The following is a 19495-nucleotide window of genomic DNA, read 5'->3' on the forward strand; positions in this document are numbered from 1 at the left end:
GCGCCCCTTCCCAATAAAATAGAGAACGTCGATGTTAACCTTCTCTGGTCGGAATGATGTAACCCGACTGTAACCTGACTGGCCTAATCCTGTGAAATATCGTGATCTAAGAGACTTCATCGCCCAACTCGAAGCCAAAGGCGAGCTCAAGCGCGTGGCGCATCCGGTTTCCACCGATCTGGAAATGACCGAGATCAGCGACCGTGTGCTGCGTGCCGAAGGCCCCGCCCTGCTCTTCGAGCAGGTCATGCACAAGGGCCAGGCGGCGCAAGTGCCTGTGTTGACCAATCTGTTCGGGACGCCCCGGCGGGTGGCCTGGGGCATGGGGGCTGAGGACGTCGGCGCACTGCGCCAGACGGGCGAGCTGCTGGCGTCCCTGCGCGAACCCGAGCCTCCGCGCGGACTGCGCGATGCCCTGGCCACCGTATCGATGCTTAAAGCCGCGCTGTGGGACATGAGCCCAAAAACCATCAAGGGCGCCGCCTGCCAGGAAGTCGTGCTGGAAGGCGACGACGTGGACCTGGACCGGATTCCCTTGCAACGCTGCTGGCCGGGCGACGTCGCCCCCCTGCTGACCTGGGGCCTGGTCATAACGCGCGGGCCCAACGCCAAGCGCCAGAACCTGGGCATCTACCGCCAGCAACTCATCGGCCGCAACAAGCTCATCATGCGTTGGCTGTCGCATCGCGGCGGCGCCCTGGATTTCCGGGACCACGCCCTGGCCCATCCCGGCAAGCCTTTTCCCATCGCCGTTGCGCTGGGCGCCGACCCCGCCACCATACTGGGCGCGGTCACGCCGGTACCCGATAGCCTGTCCGAATACCAGTTCGCGGGCTTGCTGCGCGGCTCGCGCACGGAAGTGACCAAGGCGCTGGGCAGTGATCTGTCTGTGCCGGCCTTTGCCGAAATCGTCCTGGAAGGACACATACTGCCGTCGTCCGACAGCCGCGCCATCGAGCCCGTGCCGCCCGAAGGCGTCGCCGCACCCGCCGACACCGGATACGAAATGGCGCTGGAAGGCCCTTACGGCGACCATACCGGCTACTACAACGAACAGGATTGGTTTCCGGTCTTTACCGTGGAGCGCATCACGATGCGCCGCAATCCCATTTACCACAGCACCTACACCGGCAAGCCTCCCGATGAGCCGGCCGTCCTTGGCGTGGCCCTGAACGAAGTATTCGTGCCGCTGCTGAAACGGCAGTTGCCCGAAATCGTGGACTTCTACCTGCCCCCTGAAGGATGCAGCTACCGCCTGGCGGTGGTTTCCATGCGCAAGCAATATCCCGGCCATGCAAAGCGCGTGATGTTCGGCCTATGGAGCGTATTGCGCCAGTTCATGTACACCAAGTTCATTGTCGTGGTCGATCACGACATCAACCCACGCGACTGGAAGGAAGTCGTATGGGCAATGACCACCCGCATGGATCCCGTCCGGGATACGGTCCTGGTCGAAAACACCCCTATCGACTATCTGGACTTCGCTTCGCCGGTTTCGGGCCTGGGCGGCAAAATGGGCCTGGACGCCACCAACAAATGGCCGGGCGAAACCCAGCGCGAATGGGGCACGCCCATTGAAATGGACGCCGCGGTCAAGACGCGCATAGACGCCATCTGGGGCGAGTTGGGCCTGTAGCCTTCAGACAGGCGGCAGGCGCTTTCCGCGCAGGCCGTCCATTCAGGGACGCTCAGCCCTCTTTGCGGTTCATGCTGCGAGCCACCTGCCAGCTAAGCAGCAGGCCCGCGCCGATACGCCACCAGCGACGGCGCTTGCCCATCCCGCCCAGGACGGCGGATACGCTGGACGCAAGCAGGGGGTAGCGCCTCGTCAGCGTAAGCGCCTGGAATATCCAATCGGTCGGCGACTTGCTTGAGGCTTTGGGAAAGGCGCTGCGCAGCATGGCGCGCGGCGTCAGCGCCTCGCCCAGACTCCGGACGCCGCGCGCCATGCTTTGCCGCTCCAGAGCGGCGCGAGCGCGCAGAAGCTCGATTTTCAGGGCGCGTTCCCGGGCCGGCTGGCTTGGCTTCATGGCAGATCCTTGTTGGCGGGCCAATCGGGAGCCGACGGCGAGGGATCGCGCAGGCGCTCCACCAAAGCCAGGTCGCGGCGCAGTTCATCGACGGTCGCCGAAAAAGGCATGGGTGAGAACAGCAGCTTGCGGCGCACAGCCCAAAACAAGCCCACCCCCAGCACCGCATATAGCAAGGCCAGGAAACCCAGCGCCAGATAGCGCTGATCCGTCGGCCAGAAATACAGCGCCACCGCTATCGAAAAGACCAGTACGGCCAAGGTGAGAAACAGCAGCGCCCCGAAGGCCATGCCCAGGATGGCAATCAGATTCGATTTCTGCTCGGAGGCCTCGAGCGAGAACAGTTCGAGGCGCGTGCGCACGATGGAAAGCAGCGTGCAGGCCAGATCGCCTACCGATTGTCGAAGCGCCATAGATCGCCCTTTACGATGGATGGGTCGTGAGGGGTTGCCCGCCTAGCGGCGGCAAATCAAGGCGCCAATCAGCACCCCTGCCAAGCCTGCCATACCGATGGCTTGCCAGGGATTGTCATGGACATAGTCGTCGGTTGCCCGCGCCGCCCGGCGGCCGCGCTCCAACAAGGCGTCCTGAGTATCGTACAGCGCCTCGCGCGTGCGCTTGAGCGAACGCATGGCGCTTTCACGCAGCTCCGCCGCCTTGTCGCCCGTCGCTTCAGCGGCTTCCCGCAGAAGCTTCTCGGCATCGTCCAGGCTTTCCTTGACGCTTTCGATGAATTCCTCTTCGCTTGCTTGAACGTTTTTCTTTGTTGCCATGATCAGCTCCTAAATCAAGAGTCGGTTAACACAATACTACGGCACAACTAAAAACCTGCAATCCGGATGCGGCTATTCAAGCCGGGTTACCTCGACCAGCGACGTCACGCCGCTTTGCTGGCTTTCTTGCTTCATCACCATATGCACATCGGGACAGAACCAATCGGTGACCGACGAGGTCATGCCAGGCACAGGCAAGACCAGCCCGTTGAATGAAGCCTGCGTGGGCTCGGTCCGGCGCGTATAACGCACCGGCCAGCATGACTGCTCGCCGGCCGCCGTTTGCATGGCCTGGCGTTCGCCCACGGTTTTTTGCCCGGTATGGACAACGATAGGCTGCGTCTGGACGGCCTTCTTGTCAAGATTGATCTGAAAGCGAAGGGCCGGGAAAGTCTGGCCAGCCCGCGTAATGGGCTCGCCATAAGCGAATAGCCCCAGCATGCGCAGATCGAACTTGCCGTTCACCGGCTCGCGCTTGCCCTGGGCGTCGCGCCGCTCGAAGGTCGCCTTGCCGTTCTTGACAGCCATCCAGTAATCGATCGAGGACTTGCCGGGCGGCAAGCCTGCCAGCCCGAACGTGGCCGTGCCCCGCACCCGCGCTTGGCAATCATCGCCCTTCTTGCTGACTTCGGAAAAGGCTAGGTCGGCGCCCAATTGCATGCCGCCCGAGCCGGTAAGCTGCGCCCGGCCGCCATCATGCATGAATGGCGCCTGGCACAGGCCCGCCATGGCCGGGCTTCCCGCCAAGCCCAGCAGCAATCCCGCAAGACCCCAATACCAATGTGCACAACGCATAGACATCGCCTGAGTAACATGCCGAGCTTTCATACTACCTTATTTGCACGCAACGCTCTGGGCATTTGACGATGAAACGTTAGAAATCATGTACGTGGGTTACATCCGAATCTGATTCGATCAAAGCCGGCGGATTGCTAGACGACTTTTTGCCGCGTGCCGAAAATACGGTCGCCGGCATCGCCCAGGCCGGGAATGATATAGCCGTCCTCGTTCAGGTGGCTGTCTATCGACGCCGTATAGATGTGCACGTCCGGATGGTGTTTCTCGACGGCGCTTATGCCCTCTGGAGCCGCCACTAGCACCAGCGCCCGGATGTTCCGGCAGCCCGCCTTCTTCAATAGGTCTATGGTCGCCACCATGGAGCCTCCCGTGGCCAGCATCGGATCGACGATCAGCGCCAGGCGCTGGTCCAACTGCCCCACCAGGCGCTCCAGATACGTTTGAGCTTCCAGGGTTTCTTCGTTTCGGGCAATGCCCACCGCACTGACCTTGGCCCCGGGTATCAGGCTGAGCACCCCATCCAGCATGCCTATGCCGGCCCGCAATATCGGGACGACGGTCACTTTCTTGCCGGCCAGTTTTTCGACGTTCAGGGACCCCGACCAGCCTTCGATGCTGGCCGGCTCCAAAGGCAAGTCTTTCGACGCTTCGTAGGTAAGCAAAGCGGCGATCTCCTGGGCCATTTCGCGGAAATTCTTGGTGCTCAGGTCGGCGCGGCGCATCAGGCCCAGTTTGTGGCGTATGAGCGGATGGCGGATTTCGTGTGTGGGCATGGTGCTTCCTTTACATAAACCTTGCATAAGATGATAACGGAGCGCTAGCGCGCGGCGAGCCAGGCAACCAGGGCATCGTCGAAAGCGCGCACGGCCGCCGAGCGGTCATCGTTGACGAAGCTGACCAGAATATAGCGCTTGCCGCTGGCACCCAGAACGTAGCCGGCCAGTCCCCGGACGTCGCGCAAGGTACCTGATTTAAGATGCGCCATCCCCTTGGTTTCGTCGTCGCGCAGCCGACGCCGCATGGTGCCGTCGACGCCCGAAATGGCCAACGAGGAAATGAACTCGGGCATCAGGGGCGAGCGCCAGGCGGCTTCCAGCATGCCAGCCAGCCCCTGTGCCGTCAGCCGGCCCGTGCGCGACAGCCCCGCGCCGTTATCGATGACCCATCCCCGGGTATCGACGCCCTGGCTTTTTAGCACCTCCAGCAAGGCGGCGCCGCCGGTCTGCGTGGTGGCCCCGGCGCCCCGCTTTTCGGCGCCCAGGGTCAACAGCAAGGTGCGCGCCATGACATTGTTGCTTTGCTTGTTGATCTGGCGGATGGTGTCGGCCAGCGTTTCCGAATCACGCCACACCACCGGCGTCAGCCCCGCCGGCATCTTGCCGTCCCGCAGGCCCTTGGCCAGGGTGCCGCCCAGTTCCTTCCATAGCATCTGGAACAGTGCGGAAAAATATTGGGGCTGCGACAGCGCCAGGCGGTAGACGCTGAATTCGCCGCAGGAACCGGCCGCCGTGCCGCTCAAGCGGACGACAATATCGCGGCCCGAGGCGGCGATCTGCGTCGAAACCGAAGGCGAACCGGGACAAACCGCATCGCTCCATCGGATCTCGCCGTCGATGCGCAGGCCCTGCACGGGAGGGTCGATGATAGGGACCCACTTGCGGGCCTGGCGATCGGGCTGAAACAAAAGGCGCACGGCGCCCAGGCCCACCATCATGGTGTCCGGGCTGGCGTTATAGGGCCGATCGGGCGCGCCGTCGAATTCGCCCGGATCGCTGGCGACCTGGCCGAACATGGACCGGTCCACCACGACCTCGGAAAGATTCTTGATTCCGCGCAGACGCAACTCGCGCAACAGGCCCCACAATTCTTCCACAGTCAGGAAGGGATCGCCCCCGGCCTTCAGGTACAAGGGGCCGCTCAGCGTGCCATAAGCGTCGACCCGCCCGCCGTCCTTGGCGAAAAAAGCCGTGCGCCATGTGTAGTCGGGCCCCAGTCCCGACAAGGCGGCCCAGGTTGTTACCATCTTCATGACGGACGCCGGATTGCGCGGTTCCGCGGCATTGACGGAAATCAACGGCGGACCGCCTATCTCCTGCACATAAAGCGACATCGAGTTGCCGGGAAGCCGCGTCGCCCGCCATAGCTTGTCCAGTCCGTCGGGCAAATTTTGCGCAAACGCACTTCCGGCGGAAAAACAAGCCAGCGCCCACACCAGGATCGCGCGGCGTAGCCATGCGCCCCGTATACGAGCCCAACCCTGCGGCGGCGGCAAGAATGACATGATGCGGCGTCCCTGAAAAAAGCATCAGCATAACCAAAGAAGGCCCTTCCTGTATGGGGCTTGAGCAGAAAATCACGGCGGCGGCTTAAAATACCGGCACAAAATTCATTACGGGCGCATGCCGCGCCCCCTAGCAGACTTTTCACGTGAACCCTGATCTCGAACTTTCCCAGTTCAATTACGAGCTGCCGCAGGAACTCATTGCCCAATCGCCCGCCGCCCGGCGCGTCGACAGCCGCCTGCTCCACCTGGACCCGCAAGGCGCGCTGCACGACCGGCAATTCGTCGACCTGCCCAGCCTGCTGAAACCCACGGACCTGCTGGTGTTCAACAATACCCGCGTCATCAAGGCCAGACTGCTGGGACAAAAGGAAAGCGGCGGCAAAGTCGAAGTGCTGGTCGAGCGCATCACTGCGGCAACGACGGCGCTGGCGCATATCAAGGCCAGCAAATCGCCCAAACCCGGCAGCCGGCTGATACTGGCCGATGGCGCGTTTGCCGCCACCGTCGCGGGGCGCCAAGGCGAATTGTTCGAGATCGAATTTCCGGAGCGCGTGCTGGACTTGCTGGACCGCCATGGCGCAACGCCCCTGCCCCCATACATAGAGCATGCCGCCGGCCAGGAGGATGACGAGCGCTACCAGACGGTGTATGCACGCGAACCCGGCGCGGTGGCGGCCCCCACGGCGGGCTTGCATTTCGACCAGGACATGCTGGCGCGCTTGGCGCAGTTGGGCATCGCCCAGGCCTTCGTCACGCTGCATGTGGGCGCCGGCACTTTCCAGCCGGTGCGCACGCAAAAGCTCAGCGAACACATCATGCACGCCGAACGCTACAGCGTGCAGCCCGAAACCATCGCCCGCATAAAGGCCACGAAGGCGGCTGGCGGCCGGATCGTGGCCGTGGGCACCACCAGCGTCCGGGCGCTGGAATCCGCCGCGCCGCATGCCGGCGCTTCCGGCGTCATCGAGGGCGACACCCGCCTGTTCATTACACCCGGATACAAATTCGCCTGGGTGGATGCCCTGATCACCAACTTCCATCTGCCCCAATCCACCCTGCTCATGCTGGTTTCCGCCCTGGCAGGCATGGAGCCCATTCAGCGTGCCTATGCGCACGCCGTCCAATCCCGGTATCGCTTCTTCAGCTACGGCGATGCCATGTTCATAGAATCCGCCAAGCAATGACCGGTTTACAGTTCAAGCTCCTGGCCACCGACGGCGCTGCCCGCCGGGGCCGGATCACCCTTAATCACGGCGTGGTCGAAACGCCCATTTTCATGCCCGTGGGCACCTACGGCAGCGTGAAAGCCATGCTGCCGCACGAACTGGACGAGGTCGGCGCGCAGATCGTGCTGGGCAATACGTTTCACCTTTGGCTGCGTCCCGGCACCGAGGTCATGGAAAAGCACGGCGGGCTGCACGGCTTCATGCAATGGAACAAGCCCATCCTGACCGATTCAGGCGGCTTCCAGGTGTTCAGCCTGAACGGCTTGCGCAAGATCACCGAGGAAGGCGTCAAGTTCGCCTCGCCCATCGATGGCGCAAGGCTGTTCCTGACGCCGGAGGAATCCATGCGCATCCAGCGCGCGCTCAATTCCGACATCGCCATGGTCTTCGATGAATGCACGCCCTACGAGATCGACGGGCGCCCCGCCACGACCGAAGAAGCGGCCCAGTCCATGCGCATGTCGCTGCGCTGGGCCCGGCGCTCTCGCACCGCCTTCCAGGAAATGGAAAACCCCAATGCCTTGTTCGGCATCGTCCAGGGCGGCATGTACGAGAACCTGCGCGATGAGTCCCTGGCCGGCCTGATAGATATCGGTTTCGAAGGCTATGCCATAGGGGGGTTGTCGGTGGGCGAGCCCAAGGAAGACATGATGCGGGTGCTGGCCCACGTTGCGCCGCGCCTGCCGGCCGACGCGCCCCGCTACCTGATGGGCGTGGGCACGCCCGAAGACCTGGTCGAAGGGGTAAGCCGCGGCGTGGATATGTTCGATTGCGTCATGCCGACCCGCAATGCGCGCAACGGCTGGCTTTTTACACGCTACGGCGACATCAAGATACGCAATGCCCGCTATCGCGACGACACCCGGCCGCTGGATCCTTCCTGCAAATGCCATACGTGCGGCCATTTTTCCAGAGCCTACCTGCATCATTTGCAGCGCGCCAACGAAATCACCGGCTCGCGCCTGAATACCCTGCATAATCTGCATTTCTACCTGACCATCATGCAAGAGATGCGGGAGGCCATCGCGGCCGGCCGTTTCGAGCAGTGGCGGGCGGAATTTGCCCGCGACCGGGCTCGCGGCATCGAATAAGCAAGATATCGCTACAATACAGAGTTAACCAAAAATACTTCAGGAGTACATACAATGGCCGCAATCGAAACCTTGACACTGATTACCGCCCAGGCTGCCCCTGGCGGCGAGAACGCCTTGATGGGCATGCTGCCCATCATCTTGATGTTCGTGATTCTTTACTTCCTGATGATCCGTCCGCAAATGAAGCGTCAGAAAGAACACCGCAACATGGTCTCCGCACTTGCCAAGGGCGACGAAATCATCACGACCGGCGGCCTGCTGGGCAAGGTCACCAAGGTAAGCGACAGCTACATCACCGTAGAGATCAGCATGCTGGGCGACAAGCCGGTGGAAACCGTGGTGCAGCGCACGGCGGTCACCTCGATACTGCCCAAGGGCACCATCAAGGCGCTCTGATCCGATGTGTGCGCTCCGGATCGCCGTCCGGGGCTTTTATCCGCTTTAGCCTGTTGATCGACAATGAATCGCTACCCTCTCTGGAAGTACATCACCGTACTGGCAGCCCTGGTCATAGGCCTGCTTTATACGCTACCGAATTTCTTCGGGGAATCGCCCGCGGTTCAAGTGGCCGGCGCAAAATCCACCGTCAAGGTTGATAACAATGTGCTTGCCCGCGTCGAAGACATACTGAAGCGCAGCAACATCACGCCCACCGGCTCCCATTTCGAACAGAATGGGCCGGTAGGAACAGTGCGGGTGCGGCTGGAATCGACCGACGTCCAGCTTCGCGCCAAGGACATCATCGAGAAAACGCTGAACCCGGACCCGTCCGACCCCGATTACACGGTGGCGCTGAACCTGCTGCCGGCCTCGCCGAACTGGCTGTCGTCGCTGGGGGCCCACCCCATGTACCTGGGCCTGGACCTGCGCGGCGGCGTGCACTTCCTGCTTCAGGTCGACATGAAAGGCGCCCTGACGGGCCGCTACGACTCCATCGCCAGCGATGTGCGCAATACCCTGCGCGAAGCCAAGATCACCACGGCGGGCGTCGAACGCAGCGACCTGTCCATCGTATCGGCCTTCAGCAGCGCCGATGCCCGCGACCAGGCCGCCTCCGAGCTGCGCCGCGCCATGCCCGACATGGTATTTACGAACAGCGGCGAAAGCGGCGGGCAGTTCACCCTGACCGGCAAACTGACCGACCTTGCCGTAACGCAGGTGCAGACCAATGCGCTGAAGCAGAACATCACCACGCTGCACAACCGCATCAACGAGCTGGGCGTGGCCGAACCCATCATCCAGCAGCAAGGCGCCGACCGCATCGTGGTCCAGTTGCCGGGTGTGCAGGACGTGGCCAAGGCCAAGGAAATCCTGGGCCGCACGGCCACGCTGGAAATCCGCATGGTCGACGACTCCCCCAGCGCCATGGCCGCTCTTAGCGGCGGTACCGTACCCTTCGGCCTGGAACGCTACACCGACCGCGACGGCCGCCCGCTGCTGCTGCGCCGCCAGGTCATCCTGACCGGTGAAAACCTGCAAGACGCGCAGCCCGGCCGCGATCAGCAAACCCAGCAGCCATCCGTAAACCTGACGCTGGACTCAAAGGGCGCGCGCATCTTCCGCGACGTGACCCGCAACAACATCAACAAACGCATGGCCATCGTCCTGTTCGAACAGGGCAAGGGCCAGGTCGTGACGGCCCCGGTCATCCGCAGCGAGATCCCCGGCGGCCAGGTTCAGATCACCGGCAGCATGTCTGCCCAGGAAGCGGCCGACACCGCGCTGCTGCTGCGCGCCGGCGCCCTGGCGGCGCCCATGGAAATCATCGAAGAACGCACCATAGGCCCAAGCCTGGGCGCCGACAACATCAAGCAGGGCTTCAATGCCACGCTGTATGGCTTCATCGCCATCGCCATCTTCATCATTCTGTACTACCACTTGGTGGGGCTGTTCTCGACCATAGGCCTGACGTTCAACGTGCTGCTGCTGCTGGCTGTTCTGTCGATGCTGCAGGCCACGCTGACGCTGCCCGGCATTGCCGCCATCGCGCTTACGCTGGGCATGGCGATCGACGCCAACGTGCTGATCAACGAGCGCATCCGCGAAGAGTTGCGCAATGGCGCTTCGCCGCAGCAGGCCATACACCTGGGCTTCGATCGGGCCTGGGCAACGATTTTCGACTCCAACCTGACCAGCCTGATCGTGGGCGTCGCCCTGCTGGCTTTCGGTACAGGGCCGATACGAGGCTTTGCCGTGGTTCACTGCATCGGCATCCTGACCTCGATGTTCTCGTCGGTCATCGGAGTACGCGCGCTGGTCAATCTTTTCTACGGCAACAAGCGCCGCTTGCAAAGCATTTCGATCGGCCAGATCTGGAAACCCGAAGAAAAATAATGCAGTCGCCGGCTGTGCGAGCCGCCGGCGCGGACCAACTACAGGCATAGCAACATGGAATTTTTTCGTATTCATCGCAGCATCCCGTTCATGCGGCATGCGCTGGTGCTCAACCTGATCAGCCTGATCACGTTTGTTGCGGCGGTGGTGTTCATTCTTTTGCGGGGCTTCCACCTGTCGATCGAATTCACCGGCGGAACGGTGATGGAAGTGCATTATCAGCAAACCGTGCAGGTGGATGATGTGCGCGGGTCGGTGCAGAGCCTGGGCTATACCGACTTCCAGGTACAGAACTTCGGCACCTCGCAAGACATCATGATCCGCCTGCCCTCGCGCGAAGGCGAGGATGCCGGACAGCAAAGCGAGAAGGTGATGCAGGCGCTGAAGCAGCAGCACGCCGATGTGGAACTTCGGCGGGTGGAGTTCGTGGGCCCGCAAGTGGGTCAGGAACTGCTGCACAACGGCCTGATGGCGCTGCTGTTCGTGGTGTGCGGAATCCTGCTGTACCTGGGATTCCGGTTCGAGTGGAAACTGGCGCTGGCCTGCGCGATCGCCAACTTGCACGACGTGGTGATCATCCTGGGCTTTTTTGCGTTCTTCCAGTGGGAATTCTCTCTATCGGTATTGGCTGGGGTGCTGGCGGTGCTGGGCTATTCGGTGAACGAGTCCGTGGTGGTGATGGATCGTATCCGCGAGAATTTCCGCAAGCAGCGCAAGATGCCGGTGTCGGAGGTTATCGATCTGTCGATCACCCAGAATATTTCGCGGACCATCATCACGCACGGTTCGACGCAGATGATGGTGATGTCGATGTTCTTCTTCGGCGGCCCGACGCTGCATAATTTCTCGCTGGCGCTGACTATCGGGATCTGGTTCGGTATCTATTCGTCGGTGTTCGTGGCGGCGGCCATTGCGATGTGGCTGGGTGTGAAGCGCGAAGACCTGGTGAAGCCGGTGAAGAAGGATGATCCGGCGGCGGAAGTGATGTAAATATGGTTTAGGCCGGAGTCGGATTCCGACTAGGAAAGAGCCCGCTTGAATGTTAATTCTCGCGGGCTTTTTTATTTCCATGTCTGCTGCTATCTGAGCTCTTAAGACGCCGGCAGGCGGGTGGAGCGGGGGGTGAAAGGCTGGCGGCGTGTTTGGTGGGTTGAGGCCCTTCAGTGATTCAATCCGCGAAGTCGAATGTTGGTTCGTATTCGACCGGAAAATTGACTGAGCGTGCAATAAAGCAGACTTCATGAATCCGATCATGGATAGCATGCGCGGCAGCCATATCGCTTCCGGCGCGTAGCGTGATTTTGGGGCGAAGTGTGACAGAGATGAACCGGCCGGCAGCGTTTTCGTCCACTTCGCCTATACCAATCGGCGTGTCCTCATAGCCCATCACGACAATGCCCTGGACGGCGGCATAGTGCAAATACCACAGCATGTGGCAAGCCGCCAAAGCGGAAAGCAAGAGGTCCTCGGGGTTCATCTTGGAAGGATCACCGCCCAATAGAGGATCGTTCGAGCAGTGAATGACCGGCTTGCCTGTCACGGATATGTCCCACGTCCGATCATAAGAGCGGTAGCTTTCGGTTCCTTGACCCCTATTGCCCGTCCAGGCAATTTGCGAAAAATATTGATGCGACATGGGTTCTCCGTGACTGAAGGCGCGTACGGCAAATATACGCCCGACTGAAGGCGACAGGAACTATACGATCCATCGCACTTTCTTCGACAACACGATCACATGATAAAAAAATGCCCGCAAAAATGCGGGCATTTTTGGGCACGGAGTTGGCCTGGCTGGCTACTTCCCGCCGCCCGTCGCATGCACGACATAGGCCACAATGGCATCGATGGATGCCTCGTCCAGGGAGTCGGCGAAGGAAGGCATGACGCCCATGCCTTCCTGCATTACCTTTTTGATGCGTGCCGCATCGGGTTTCAGCTCGTCAAGATCGGGGCCGATAGTCCCGGTGGATCCCGCATCTTTCAGGGTGTGGCACACGGCACAGGCGGGCACAGCATCCGATATGAACAGGGCTTTGCCCTTTTCCAGCTGGGCATCGGAGCCAGCCGCAAAACTGGCTCCCGCCACGCCCATCCATAAGACGCCCGCCACTGCCGGCAATACAAAACGCTTCATTTCTTTCCTTAGGCGACTTTGACCACCACCATGTGGTCGCGCCAGCTGTTGTTGATGTAACCGCGATTATTCTCACGGCGTGCTTCGGGCTGGGTATCGCCAGCCTCGTTGGTGGCCCGGCAGGCCAGTTCGTGCGTGCCGGCGGCCAGGTCGGCGCTAAAGACGAATTCACGCCAGGCGTATTTGCCCAGGTCGGGCCCGACGAACTCGGCCTTCTTCCAGTCTTTGCCGCCATTGACCGAGACTTCGATGGACTTGGCCGCGGTCATCCCGCCCATGGCGATACCGCTGATCTGCACACGCCCGGCCGGAACGGTTTGATCCGGGTCGGAGGGGAAGTTGATCCAGGACTTGACCGGCAGTTCCCAAATGGAGTCCTGGCTGGGGCTGGGTTTCTCGCCCACCGGCGTCCATCGATAGCTGGTTTGCTGTATTTTGGCCGGCGACTGCTCTTTGGTGAATGCCAGGTGTTTGATGTACTTGATGGAGTTCACGCCGGTATAGCCGGGCACGATGATGCGCAAAGGCCCGCCATGCGCCAGCGGCAGGGCTTGGCCATTCAGCTCCCATGCCAGGATGGCGTCTTCAATGGCTGAAATCGGCACCGATCGCTCGACCCGGATGGTGTTGGGATCCAGGCCTTGCGGAATGGGCTCGCCGCCCGTGCTGGTCATGTAGACCATGCCATCCGCCATGCCTCCTACCGCTTCCAACAGCGCCTTGACCGGCACGCCGGTAAAGATGACGCAACCGGCGGCGCCGACGGTCCATTGGGTGCCGCTGGGCTTATGGGGAAACCAGGCCCGGCCGTTGCCCGAGCACTGCAAGACCATGGGCACGGCCGCCAACCCCAGGGTTTTAAGCTCTGCCACGGTGAAGCTGCGTGGCTTGGCAACGCCGCTGACTTCCAGCGTCCAGCTGTCGGGCTCTTTCATCATGCTGGCGTCGGTCGGCGGCGCCACATTGTTGCGGACGAACAGGCGATTGGTCGGTGTGATGACGCTGTTTCCAAAGGCCGTTCGCCGCGTTTCTATCGTGTTCGCGCTATGGACGATCATGCTGTCGGCATCTTTCCAACTGGCGTAGCCGGGCAAGGGCTTGGCGGCAGAGCCGCCCGCGCCGGGGTCCGCCGCACCGGTATCGGCGCGCGCCACGCCACCCAACCCCGCCATCGCGGCGATGCTGCCCGTTGATATCAGCATCTGGCGACGGCCTGCATTAGTCAGTTTTTCCATATCGTCCTCCTGGTCGGTCGGCTTTATATCTGTGAGTCATATGTTTATATGCAGCTTATATCATAGTACAAAGAAGCAGAGATCGGCCAAATGGGCGATCCGCGCGCTAAAGCGATAAGAAATATAAGAAATGCCGCTTTATAAGCAGATATTGGAAGCTGTACAGCCTGGTACCGCCGAAGCGAAATTACCGGCCGGCTTCGACATGGCGAGCGAAGCTGTTCAGGATGGCCTGCCACCCCTCGCGCTGTTGTTCGATCGAATGGGATGGCTCGCTATCGAAGGTTACGCGCACGTTGACCCCCTTCGGGCTATCGTCAAATTCCACCAGGGCTGTGCGATCGCCGAAGGAATACTCGATAAGCTTATGCTCCACGATATTCTTATACGTGCCAGCGAAATCAAACCCCATGCTGCCGTCCTTTGCCTCCATTCGAGAAGAAAAAGCACCACCGACACGCAAGTCCACGTCGGCCGCGGTGGTATGCCAGTCGTCGGATGCGGCATTCCATTGTTTGATGTCTTCGGGTGTCGTATACGCGCGCCACACTTTCTCGATGGGTGCGGCCACGGTGGTTTCAGCGGAAATTTTCATGCTGCGTCTCCTTGTCGATTGAAGGAATCGGGGGCACTCAGCCGCTGCCGAGGTGGCCGCTTACCGACCGTTTCAAGCGCATTCTGCCATAGGGAAAATCGCGAAAGCAATATCAAACCGTATCCGGGTGTGTCGCATCCGTCCTACGCCAAAAGGGCAGCATACCCCGCAGCGTGCTGTCGCGGACCACGAAGTGGTGCACCAACGCAATGGCGGCATGGGCGCCTGCCAGGTACATCAGTACATTGCCCAGGGTCCCGTGGAGTTCTTCAAGCTCTTTTGAAAATTCGTTGTCCGGCATCGGTACATGCGGTAGCGCAATACCCAGAAAATCCCAGCCGCTGGGAGACCATAAGCGGTTGGCAATGCCAAGCAGCGGCACAGCTATCAGCAGGAGATACAGCACAAATTGCACCAACCGGGCCAGCCATGCCTGCCATGACGGAGGCGGCGGCACAATCGAGGGACTCTTGCCGCGCCAACGTGTCACCAACCGCGGCAACATCACCAATATGATGGCTATGCCGAACTGGATATGAGCCCATTTGAATGCCGAACGCATGGCTGATCCCTTAGGCGACCAGCCATGCGCATAAATCAACATAAGCGCCATGGCGACAAAAAGAAAGACAAGCCAGTGGTACCGGCGAGCCCACAGCGAATAGCGTGTATCGTTCATAACGCCCTTAATGGCCGCATTGAAAACATGGTGGAAGCGTCAAGAAACGCGAGCCTCATTTTACCTGGAAGCGGCCGTTTGGCGCCTGAAATCGTTACGGTCAGGCGGCAAATCCGCCATCGATCAGCAGGCTTGCACCAGTGACCATGCCTGCTTCAGGCCCCGCCAGGTAGGCCACCATTCCGGCAATTTCCTCTGGCCGCGCATGACGCTCCAGGGCCATCAAGCCGTGCATGGCGCCGGCCATGGGCCCGTCCGCGGGATTCATGTCCGTGGCGGTGGGACCCGGCTGCACATTATTGACGGTAATGCCGCGCGGACCCAGATCGCGGGCAAGACCGCGAGTCAGGCCCGCAACGGCCGCTTTGCTCATGGCGTAGACGGCGCCTCCCGCCCACGGCATGCGATCCGCGTTGGTGCTGCCTATCGTCACGATCCGCCCGCCTTCGCCCATATGGCGCGCGGCCGCCTGCACGCCGACGAACACAGCACGCACGTTTACCGATAAGCTGCGGTCAAGATCCTCGAGCTTGAACGCGTCCAGCTCGCCCATTATTCCCACGCCGGCATTGTTGACCAGCACATCGAGGCGCCCGAACGTGGCCGCCGCCTTATCGATGGCGGCGGTAAGCGCCGCGGCATCGCTACTGTCCACCTGTAGCGCCAGGGCGCGCCCGCCCGCCGCTTCGATGTCGGCGGCAATCGCATCGGCGCCAGTGCGCGAGGCGGCATAGGTGAAGACCACCGCCGCACCGTCGCTGGCCAGGCGCCGCACGATGGCCGCGCCGATGCCGCGCGTACCGCCGGTGACGAACGCGACTTTTCCGGAAAGCGGAAGTGAAACAGGGTTGCTTGCGTTGATGACCATGATGAAAAACTCCTTGATATTAAGACCAGCTAAAGGACACGTGTCGTGTTCAGTAGTGCTAGTATCAAGAATCCCACCTTCATCCGGTAGTCATTAAGCGGATGGAAAACATTCAACCATCAGTTGAAAATACCATGCAGCCACTTAGCCACCTGGAATGCTTCGTCAAGTCCGCCGAGAAAGGCAGCTTTTCTGCGGCGGCGCGCGTGCTGGCCATTACACCCGCCGCCGTCAGTAAGAATGTGGCCAGGCTGGAAGCCTCGCTGGGGGTGCGCCTGTTCCAGCGCAGTACCCGCAAGCTCATGCTTACCGAAGGCGGCGAGCATTTCCTGCAACAGATCAGTTCCGCGCTGACCACCCTTTCAGACGCGGTAAGCCATGTCTCCGAACAAGACAGGCAACCGGCCGGCATCTTGCGCGTCAGCATGGGCCAGGCTTTCGGACGCGGTTATATGGTTCCGTTGCTGGACGAGTTCCTGCAACGTTATCCGGCCATCATGCCCGATTGGCGTTTCGAGAACCGCCAGGTCGACCTGATCGGCGAAGGGTTCGATGCCGGCATAGGCGGAGGACTGGATCTGAAGCCCGGCATGGTGGCGCGCGAGCTGGGCCGCATCCATATCGTGGCGGTGGCCTCCGCCTCTTATATGGCGGGCAGGCAAAAGCCTAGCAACCCGTCCGACCTTTCCGCGTTTGACGGCATCGTGCGGCGCGCCAACCACACTGGCCGCATCAATCAATATTCCCTGCGCAACGCGGCTGGCGACGCCGCAACGGCAGACCTGCGGCCCCGCATCATTTTCGATGATCCCGAAGCCATGTGCCAAGCGGCCATGATGGGGCTAGGCGTAGCGCTGCTGCCCATGCCCTTCGCCGTGCCCTGGCTGCAAAACGGCGCATTGGTACGAGTATTGCCTGGCTGGTCGGCGGACATCGGGCCGGTGTCCTTGTACTACCCGGCGAAGAAGCTGCTTCCCGCCCGAACGAGAGTATTTGTCGATTTTGTCGTCGAGCAGTTCCGCGAGCGCGGTTTTGCCCGCCTGATCCAGAGCGACGGCAGCCGCGCCACGCTTAACCCAACGTAGCAACATCGACTGCGCGTGCTCCGCAAGCCTGCACCAGTTCGGGGTCGTGGCTGGCGAACAGTACGACGCGATCCCGGGACCAGATTTGAAACTGTTCGGCCAGGACGGCGCGAGCCCGCGCGTCCAGCCCGCTGCTGGGGCCGTCCGCAATAACAACGGCCGGTCCGCCCAGGGCGGCAGCCGTCAAGAAAACCTTGCGCCGCGTGCCCGTCGACATCTGCTCGAAACGCTTGTCCAGATGCGGCTCCAGCCCCAGCCGGTATGCCAGGTCCAGCACAGCATCATCCAGGAACGTGTTCTTTTCCGAGGCGGCTTGCTCCAGCAAGCCTCGCCCCGTCTGCGAGGGAAACGCCAAGCAATTGTCGGGCACATAGGCCAGGCGGGCTTTGGCTTGCAGCGGCGCCTGGGTCAAGGAATGCCCGTCTACCCAGACATCTCCCGCATCCGGTGCGATAACGCCCGCGATGATGCCCAGCAAGCTGGATTTTCCGGTGCTGTCTTCCTCGCATAGCGCCACGCATCCAGGCGGGAAGGTATGAGTCAGCCCCTGGAATACAAGATGGTCGCCATAGCGCTTGCTGAGATTGTCGATGCGTAGCATGCCGGGAAGTTTACGCATGAATGCAGCGCATGGCTAGACACTATCGAGCACGAATTCAGCGATCCAACGCCGGAGCGCCTCCGACAGAGAGGTGAAGCTCCGCGCGATATCGAACCGCATTGGCGAGGTCAGCGATCGGCGCCAACACCCCCCGATCGAAGGTCTTATGCACCTTGCCGGCGAGCAATCTTGCCGGCCAGTCGGCATGCGTTAGCGCACCACGGCCCAGGGAAACGAAGTCCGCCTCCTTCCTTGCCACCACCCCGTTGGCCTGCGTCGCATCATGCAGCGAACCATTCGCCAGCACCGGCACCGCAACGTGCCGCCGCGCCAACGCCGCAAGACTTGGGCCGTGCTCACCGAACGCGGGACGCCAGGCCTCGAACTCGGTCGTGTGAAGGTAGTCGATGGGCAGCGCACCGAGTGTGCCGAAGATCTGCGCCGCATCGGCCTCCCCTCCTTCCCATTTATGCATGAAGTCGTTGACCTTGCCTTGCGAGGTGCGCACACCCACCACAAAGCGCTCAGTCGTCGATCGCCGGACGGCCTGGATGACGTCCTCCGTCAAGCGCAGACGGTTGGCCAGACTGCCGCCGTAGCCGTCCTCGCGCAGATTGGTGTGGGCTGTGAGAAACTGGTCCAGCAGATATCCGTTGGCGCCGTGTACCTCGACGCCGTCAAATCCGGCCTCCTGCGCTCTGCGCGCCGCTTGTGCGAAGCCTTCGACCGCCTCGAAGATGTCATCGGCTGACATCGCTTCGGGCATCCGGTAAGGCCCTTCACCCCGATAAAAAGCCAACTGCTGCCCCTTGGGTAACACGGCCGAGGGGCCCTTTGTTGTGATGCGATGGGGATTCCCCTGCGACAGCGCTCCCGCGTGCATCAATTGCGCGACGATGCGGCCGCCATGCGCATGCACACGGTCTACCACGGTCCGCCACGCATCGCGCTGTGCGTCGTCGGCCAGGCCTGGCTGGAAGAGGTAGCCCTGCGCGTAGGCCTTGTCCGTATAAAGACCTTCAGTGATCACCAGACCGAAGCCGCCGGCTGCGAAGGTTTCATAGTAGTCGGCCATCTGCTTCGTGGCGTGGCCATCCGCCGTGGCGCTGACCCGGGTCATCGGTGCGACGGCGAGACGGTTGGACAAGCTCAGTCCACTTCCCACCCGCAGCGGCGTGAACAATTCAGCGTGCGCCGTCTGCGCATCGCCTTTCGGACGATTTACGAGCGTGGTCATGTCAGCGGTCCTCCGGCTGGCGTATGGCCGCGATTGCCTCGATCTCGATCATGGCGGCGGGGTCGTAGAGCGCCTTGACCTCGGCGATCGTGTCGGCCGGATAGGGCGCCGAAAAGAAGCGACGGCGCAACGCCACCACGTCCTCGAAATGCCCCATGTCTGTAACGAAGATCGTGACCTTGATCACGTCCTTCAAACTGGAGCCGCCGGCTTCCAGCGCGCGGCGCAAATTGAAGAAGGCCTGCTCGCCTTGAGCAAGAAAGCCGCCCGCGACGATTTTCCCGTCGTCGGCAGCGCCCGCTTGGCCAGAGATGAAGAGCAAGTTTCCGAACTGGATGCCCTGCGAGAGCAGGAAGGGAGCGTAGTTGTCGGGCTCGGTCGTGACACGTTTCAGCATGGTGCGAATCCTTTCATTTGTGCTTGGCCAGAAAGTTCAGGTATGGATGGCCGATCCATACTGTTACTTTAGGAGCTGGCACCCCTTGCGACAAAGGTTCATTTGTCAGGTATAAGATGAAATAA

At 61.3% G+C, this 19495-nt stretch carries 22 protein-coding genes; 7 read left to right on the top strand and 15 right to left on the bottom strand.

Features of this window, described 5'->3' with window-relative positions:
• Nucleotides 1–91 precede the first annotated feature (91 nt).
• Complete coding sequence (locus tag V0R37_RS02140; protein WP_420372919.1) at nt 92–1636, top strand: UbiD family decarboxylase; 1545 nt, start codon at nt 92–94, stop codon at nt 1634–1636.
• Nucleotides 1637–1688: 52 nt separating this feature from the next.
• Here V0R37_RS02140 and V0R37_RS02145 read toward each other — a convergent pair whose 3' ends face one another.
• From V0R37_RS02145 to dacB, 6 genes are all read right to left on the bottom strand, one after another.
• Nucleotides 1689–2030, bottom strand: a complete 342-nt coding sequence (locus V0R37_RS02145; protein WP_420372920.1) for a hypothetical protein — start codon at nt 2028–2030, stop codon at nt 1689–1691.
• The gene (locus V0R37_RS02150) at nt 2027–2443 is read right to left on the bottom strand and encodes a phage holin family protein (RefSeq protein WP_420372921.1); all 417 of its coding nucleotides are present in this window, start codon (nt 2441–2443) and stop codon (nt 2027–2029) included. Before V0R37_RS02150 ends, V0R37_RS02145 begins: the two co-directional genes overlap by 4 nt.
• A gap of 42 nt (nt 2444–2485) precedes the next feature.
• Nucleotides 2486–2803: an ElaB/YgaM/YqjD family protein gene (locus tag V0R37_RS02155; RefSeq protein WP_420372922.1), complete on the bottom strand. Its 318-nt coding sequence runs from the start codon at nt 2801–2803 to the stop codon at nt 2486–2488.
• A gap of 72 nt (nt 2804–2875) precedes the next feature.
• Nucleotides 2876–3598: a hypothetical protein gene (locus V0R37_RS02160; protein WP_420372923.1), complete on the bottom strand. Its 723-nt coding sequence runs from the start codon at nt 3596–3598 to the stop codon at nt 2876–2878.
• A gap of 137 nt (nt 3599–3735) precedes the next feature.
• Nucleotides 3736–4374, bottom strand: a complete 639-nt coding sequence (gene upp, locus V0R37_RS02165; protein WP_420372924.1) for a uracil phosphoribosyltransferase — start codon at nt 4372–4374, stop codon at nt 3736–3738.
• Between the two features lie 44 nt (nt 4375–4418).
• The gene (gene dacB / locus V0R37_RS02170; protein ID WP_420372925.1) at nt 4419–5882 is read right to left on the bottom strand and encodes a D-alanyl-D-alanine carboxypeptidase/D-alanyl-D-alanine endopeptidase; all 1464 of its coding nucleotides are present in this window, start codon (nt 5880–5882) and stop codon (nt 4419–4421) included.
• A gap of 146 nt (nt 5883–6028) precedes the next feature.
• Here dacB and queA point away from each other — a divergent pair, with 146 nt between their 5' ends.
• From queA to secF, 5 genes are all read left to right on the top strand, one after another.
• Nucleotides 6029–7069: a tRNA preQ1(34) S-adenosylmethionine ribosyltransferase-isomerase QueA gene (queA, locus tag V0R37_RS02175; RefSeq protein ID WP_420372926.1), complete on the top strand. Its 1041-nt coding sequence runs from the start codon at nt 6029–6031 to the stop codon at nt 7067–7069.
• Nucleotides 7066–8202, top strand: a complete 1137-nt coding sequence (tgt, locus tag V0R37_RS02180; protein WP_420372927.1) for a tRNA guanosine(34) transglycosylase Tgt — start codon at nt 7066–7068, stop codon at nt 8200–8202. The genes queA and tgt overlap by 4 nt, the downstream gene beginning before the upstream one ends.
• Nucleotides 8203–8256: 54 nt before the next feature.
• Nucleotides 8257–8601 (top strand): preprotein translocase subunit YajC, encoded by a 345-nt coding sequence (yajC, locus tag V0R37_RS02185; protein WP_420372928.1) that lies wholly within the window; start codon nt 8257–8259, stop codon nt 8599–8601.
• 63 nt (nt 8602–8664) lie between these two features.
• Entirely contained in the window at nt 8665–10539 is a 1875-nt protein-coding gene (gene secD, locus V0R37_RS02190; protein WP_420372929.1) for a protein translocase subunit SecD, read from the top strand.
• Nucleotides 10540–10593: 54 nt separating this feature from the next.
• Complete coding sequence (secF, locus tag V0R37_RS02195; RefSeq protein WP_420372930.1) at nt 10594–11529, top strand: protein translocase subunit SecF; 936 nt, start codon at nt 10594–10596, stop codon at nt 11527–11529.
• A 178-nt stretch (nt 11530–11707) separates the two neighbouring features.
• On the opposite strand, the gene V0R37_RS02200 is transcribed toward secF, so the two are convergent.
• From V0R37_RS02200 to V0R37_RS02225, 6 genes are all read right to left on the bottom strand, one after another.
• The gene (locus V0R37_RS02200; RefSeq protein ID WP_420372931.1) at nt 11708–12175 is read right to left on the bottom strand and encodes an OsmC family protein; all 468 of its coding nucleotides are present in this window, start codon (nt 12173–12175) and stop codon (nt 11708–11710) included.
• Between the two features lie 159 nt (nt 12176–12334).
• On the bottom strand, nt 12335–12673 hold the full coding sequence (gene sorU / locus V0R37_RS02205; RefSeq protein WP_420372932.1) for a SorU family sulfite dehydrogenase c-type cytochrome subunit: 339 nt from the start codon (nt 12671–12673) through the stop codon (nt 12335–12337).
• A gap of 8 nt (nt 12674–12681) precedes the next feature.
• Nucleotides 12682–13908, bottom strand: a complete 1227-nt coding sequence (gene sorT / locus V0R37_RS02210; RefSeq protein ID WP_420372933.1) for a SorT family sulfite dehydrogenase catalytic subunit — start codon at nt 13906–13908, stop codon at nt 12682–12684.
• Nucleotides 13909–14095: 187 nt separating this feature from the next.
• Nucleotides 14096–14503, bottom strand: a complete 408-nt coding sequence (locus V0R37_RS02215) for an SRPBCC family protein (RefSeq protein ID WP_420372934.1) — start codon at nt 14501–14503, stop codon at nt 14096–14098.
• Nucleotides 14504–14615: 112 nt separating this feature from the next.
• Nucleotides 14616–15182, bottom strand: coding sequence for a cytochrome b (locus V0R37_RS02220; protein ID WP_420372935.1), 567 nt, complete (start codon nt 15180–15182; stop codon nt 14616–14618).
• A 100-nt stretch (nt 15183–15282) separates the two neighbouring features.
• Nucleotides 15283–16050: an SDR family oxidoreductase gene (locus tag V0R37_RS02225; protein ID WP_420372936.1), complete on the bottom strand. Its 768-nt coding sequence runs from the start codon at nt 16048–16050 to the stop codon at nt 15283–15285.
• 134 nt (nt 16051–16184) lie between these two features.
• Here V0R37_RS02225 and V0R37_RS02230 point away from each other — a divergent pair, with 134 nt between their 5' ends.
• A complete protein-coding gene (locus V0R37_RS02230; RefSeq protein ID WP_420372937.1) occupies nt 16185–17135 on the top strand; it encodes a LysR family transcriptional regulator in 951 nt (316 codons plus the stop codon).
• Here V0R37_RS02230 and V0R37_RS02235 read toward each other — a convergent pair.
• From V0R37_RS02235 to V0R37_RS02245, 3 genes are read right to left on the bottom strand one after another with little or no spacing between them, the layout of a single operon-like run.
• Nucleotides 17122–17736, bottom strand: coding sequence for an ABC transporter ATP-binding protein (locus V0R37_RS02235; protein ID WP_420373127.1), 615 nt, complete (start codon nt 17734–17736; stop codon nt 17122–17124). The genes V0R37_RS02230 and V0R37_RS02235 overlap by 14 nt on opposite strands.
• A 55-nt stretch (nt 17737–17791) precedes the next feature.
• Nucleotides 17792–18973: an NADH:flavin oxidoreductase gene (locus V0R37_RS02240; protein WP_420372938.1), complete on the bottom strand. Its 1182-nt coding sequence runs from the start codon at nt 18971–18973 to the stop codon at nt 17792–17794.
• Between the two features lies 1 nt (nt 18974).
• Complete coding sequence (locus V0R37_RS02245; RefSeq protein ID WP_420372939.1) at nt 18975–19370, bottom strand: RidA family protein; 396 nt, start codon at nt 19368–19370, stop codon at nt 18975–18977.
• Nucleotides 19371–19495 lie beyond the last annotated feature (125 nt).

Source organism: Pollutimonas rozaliensis (genome assembly GCF_048751585.1).
Lineage (GTDB): Bacteria > Pseudomonadota > Gammaproteobacteria > Burkholderiales > Burkholderiaceae_B.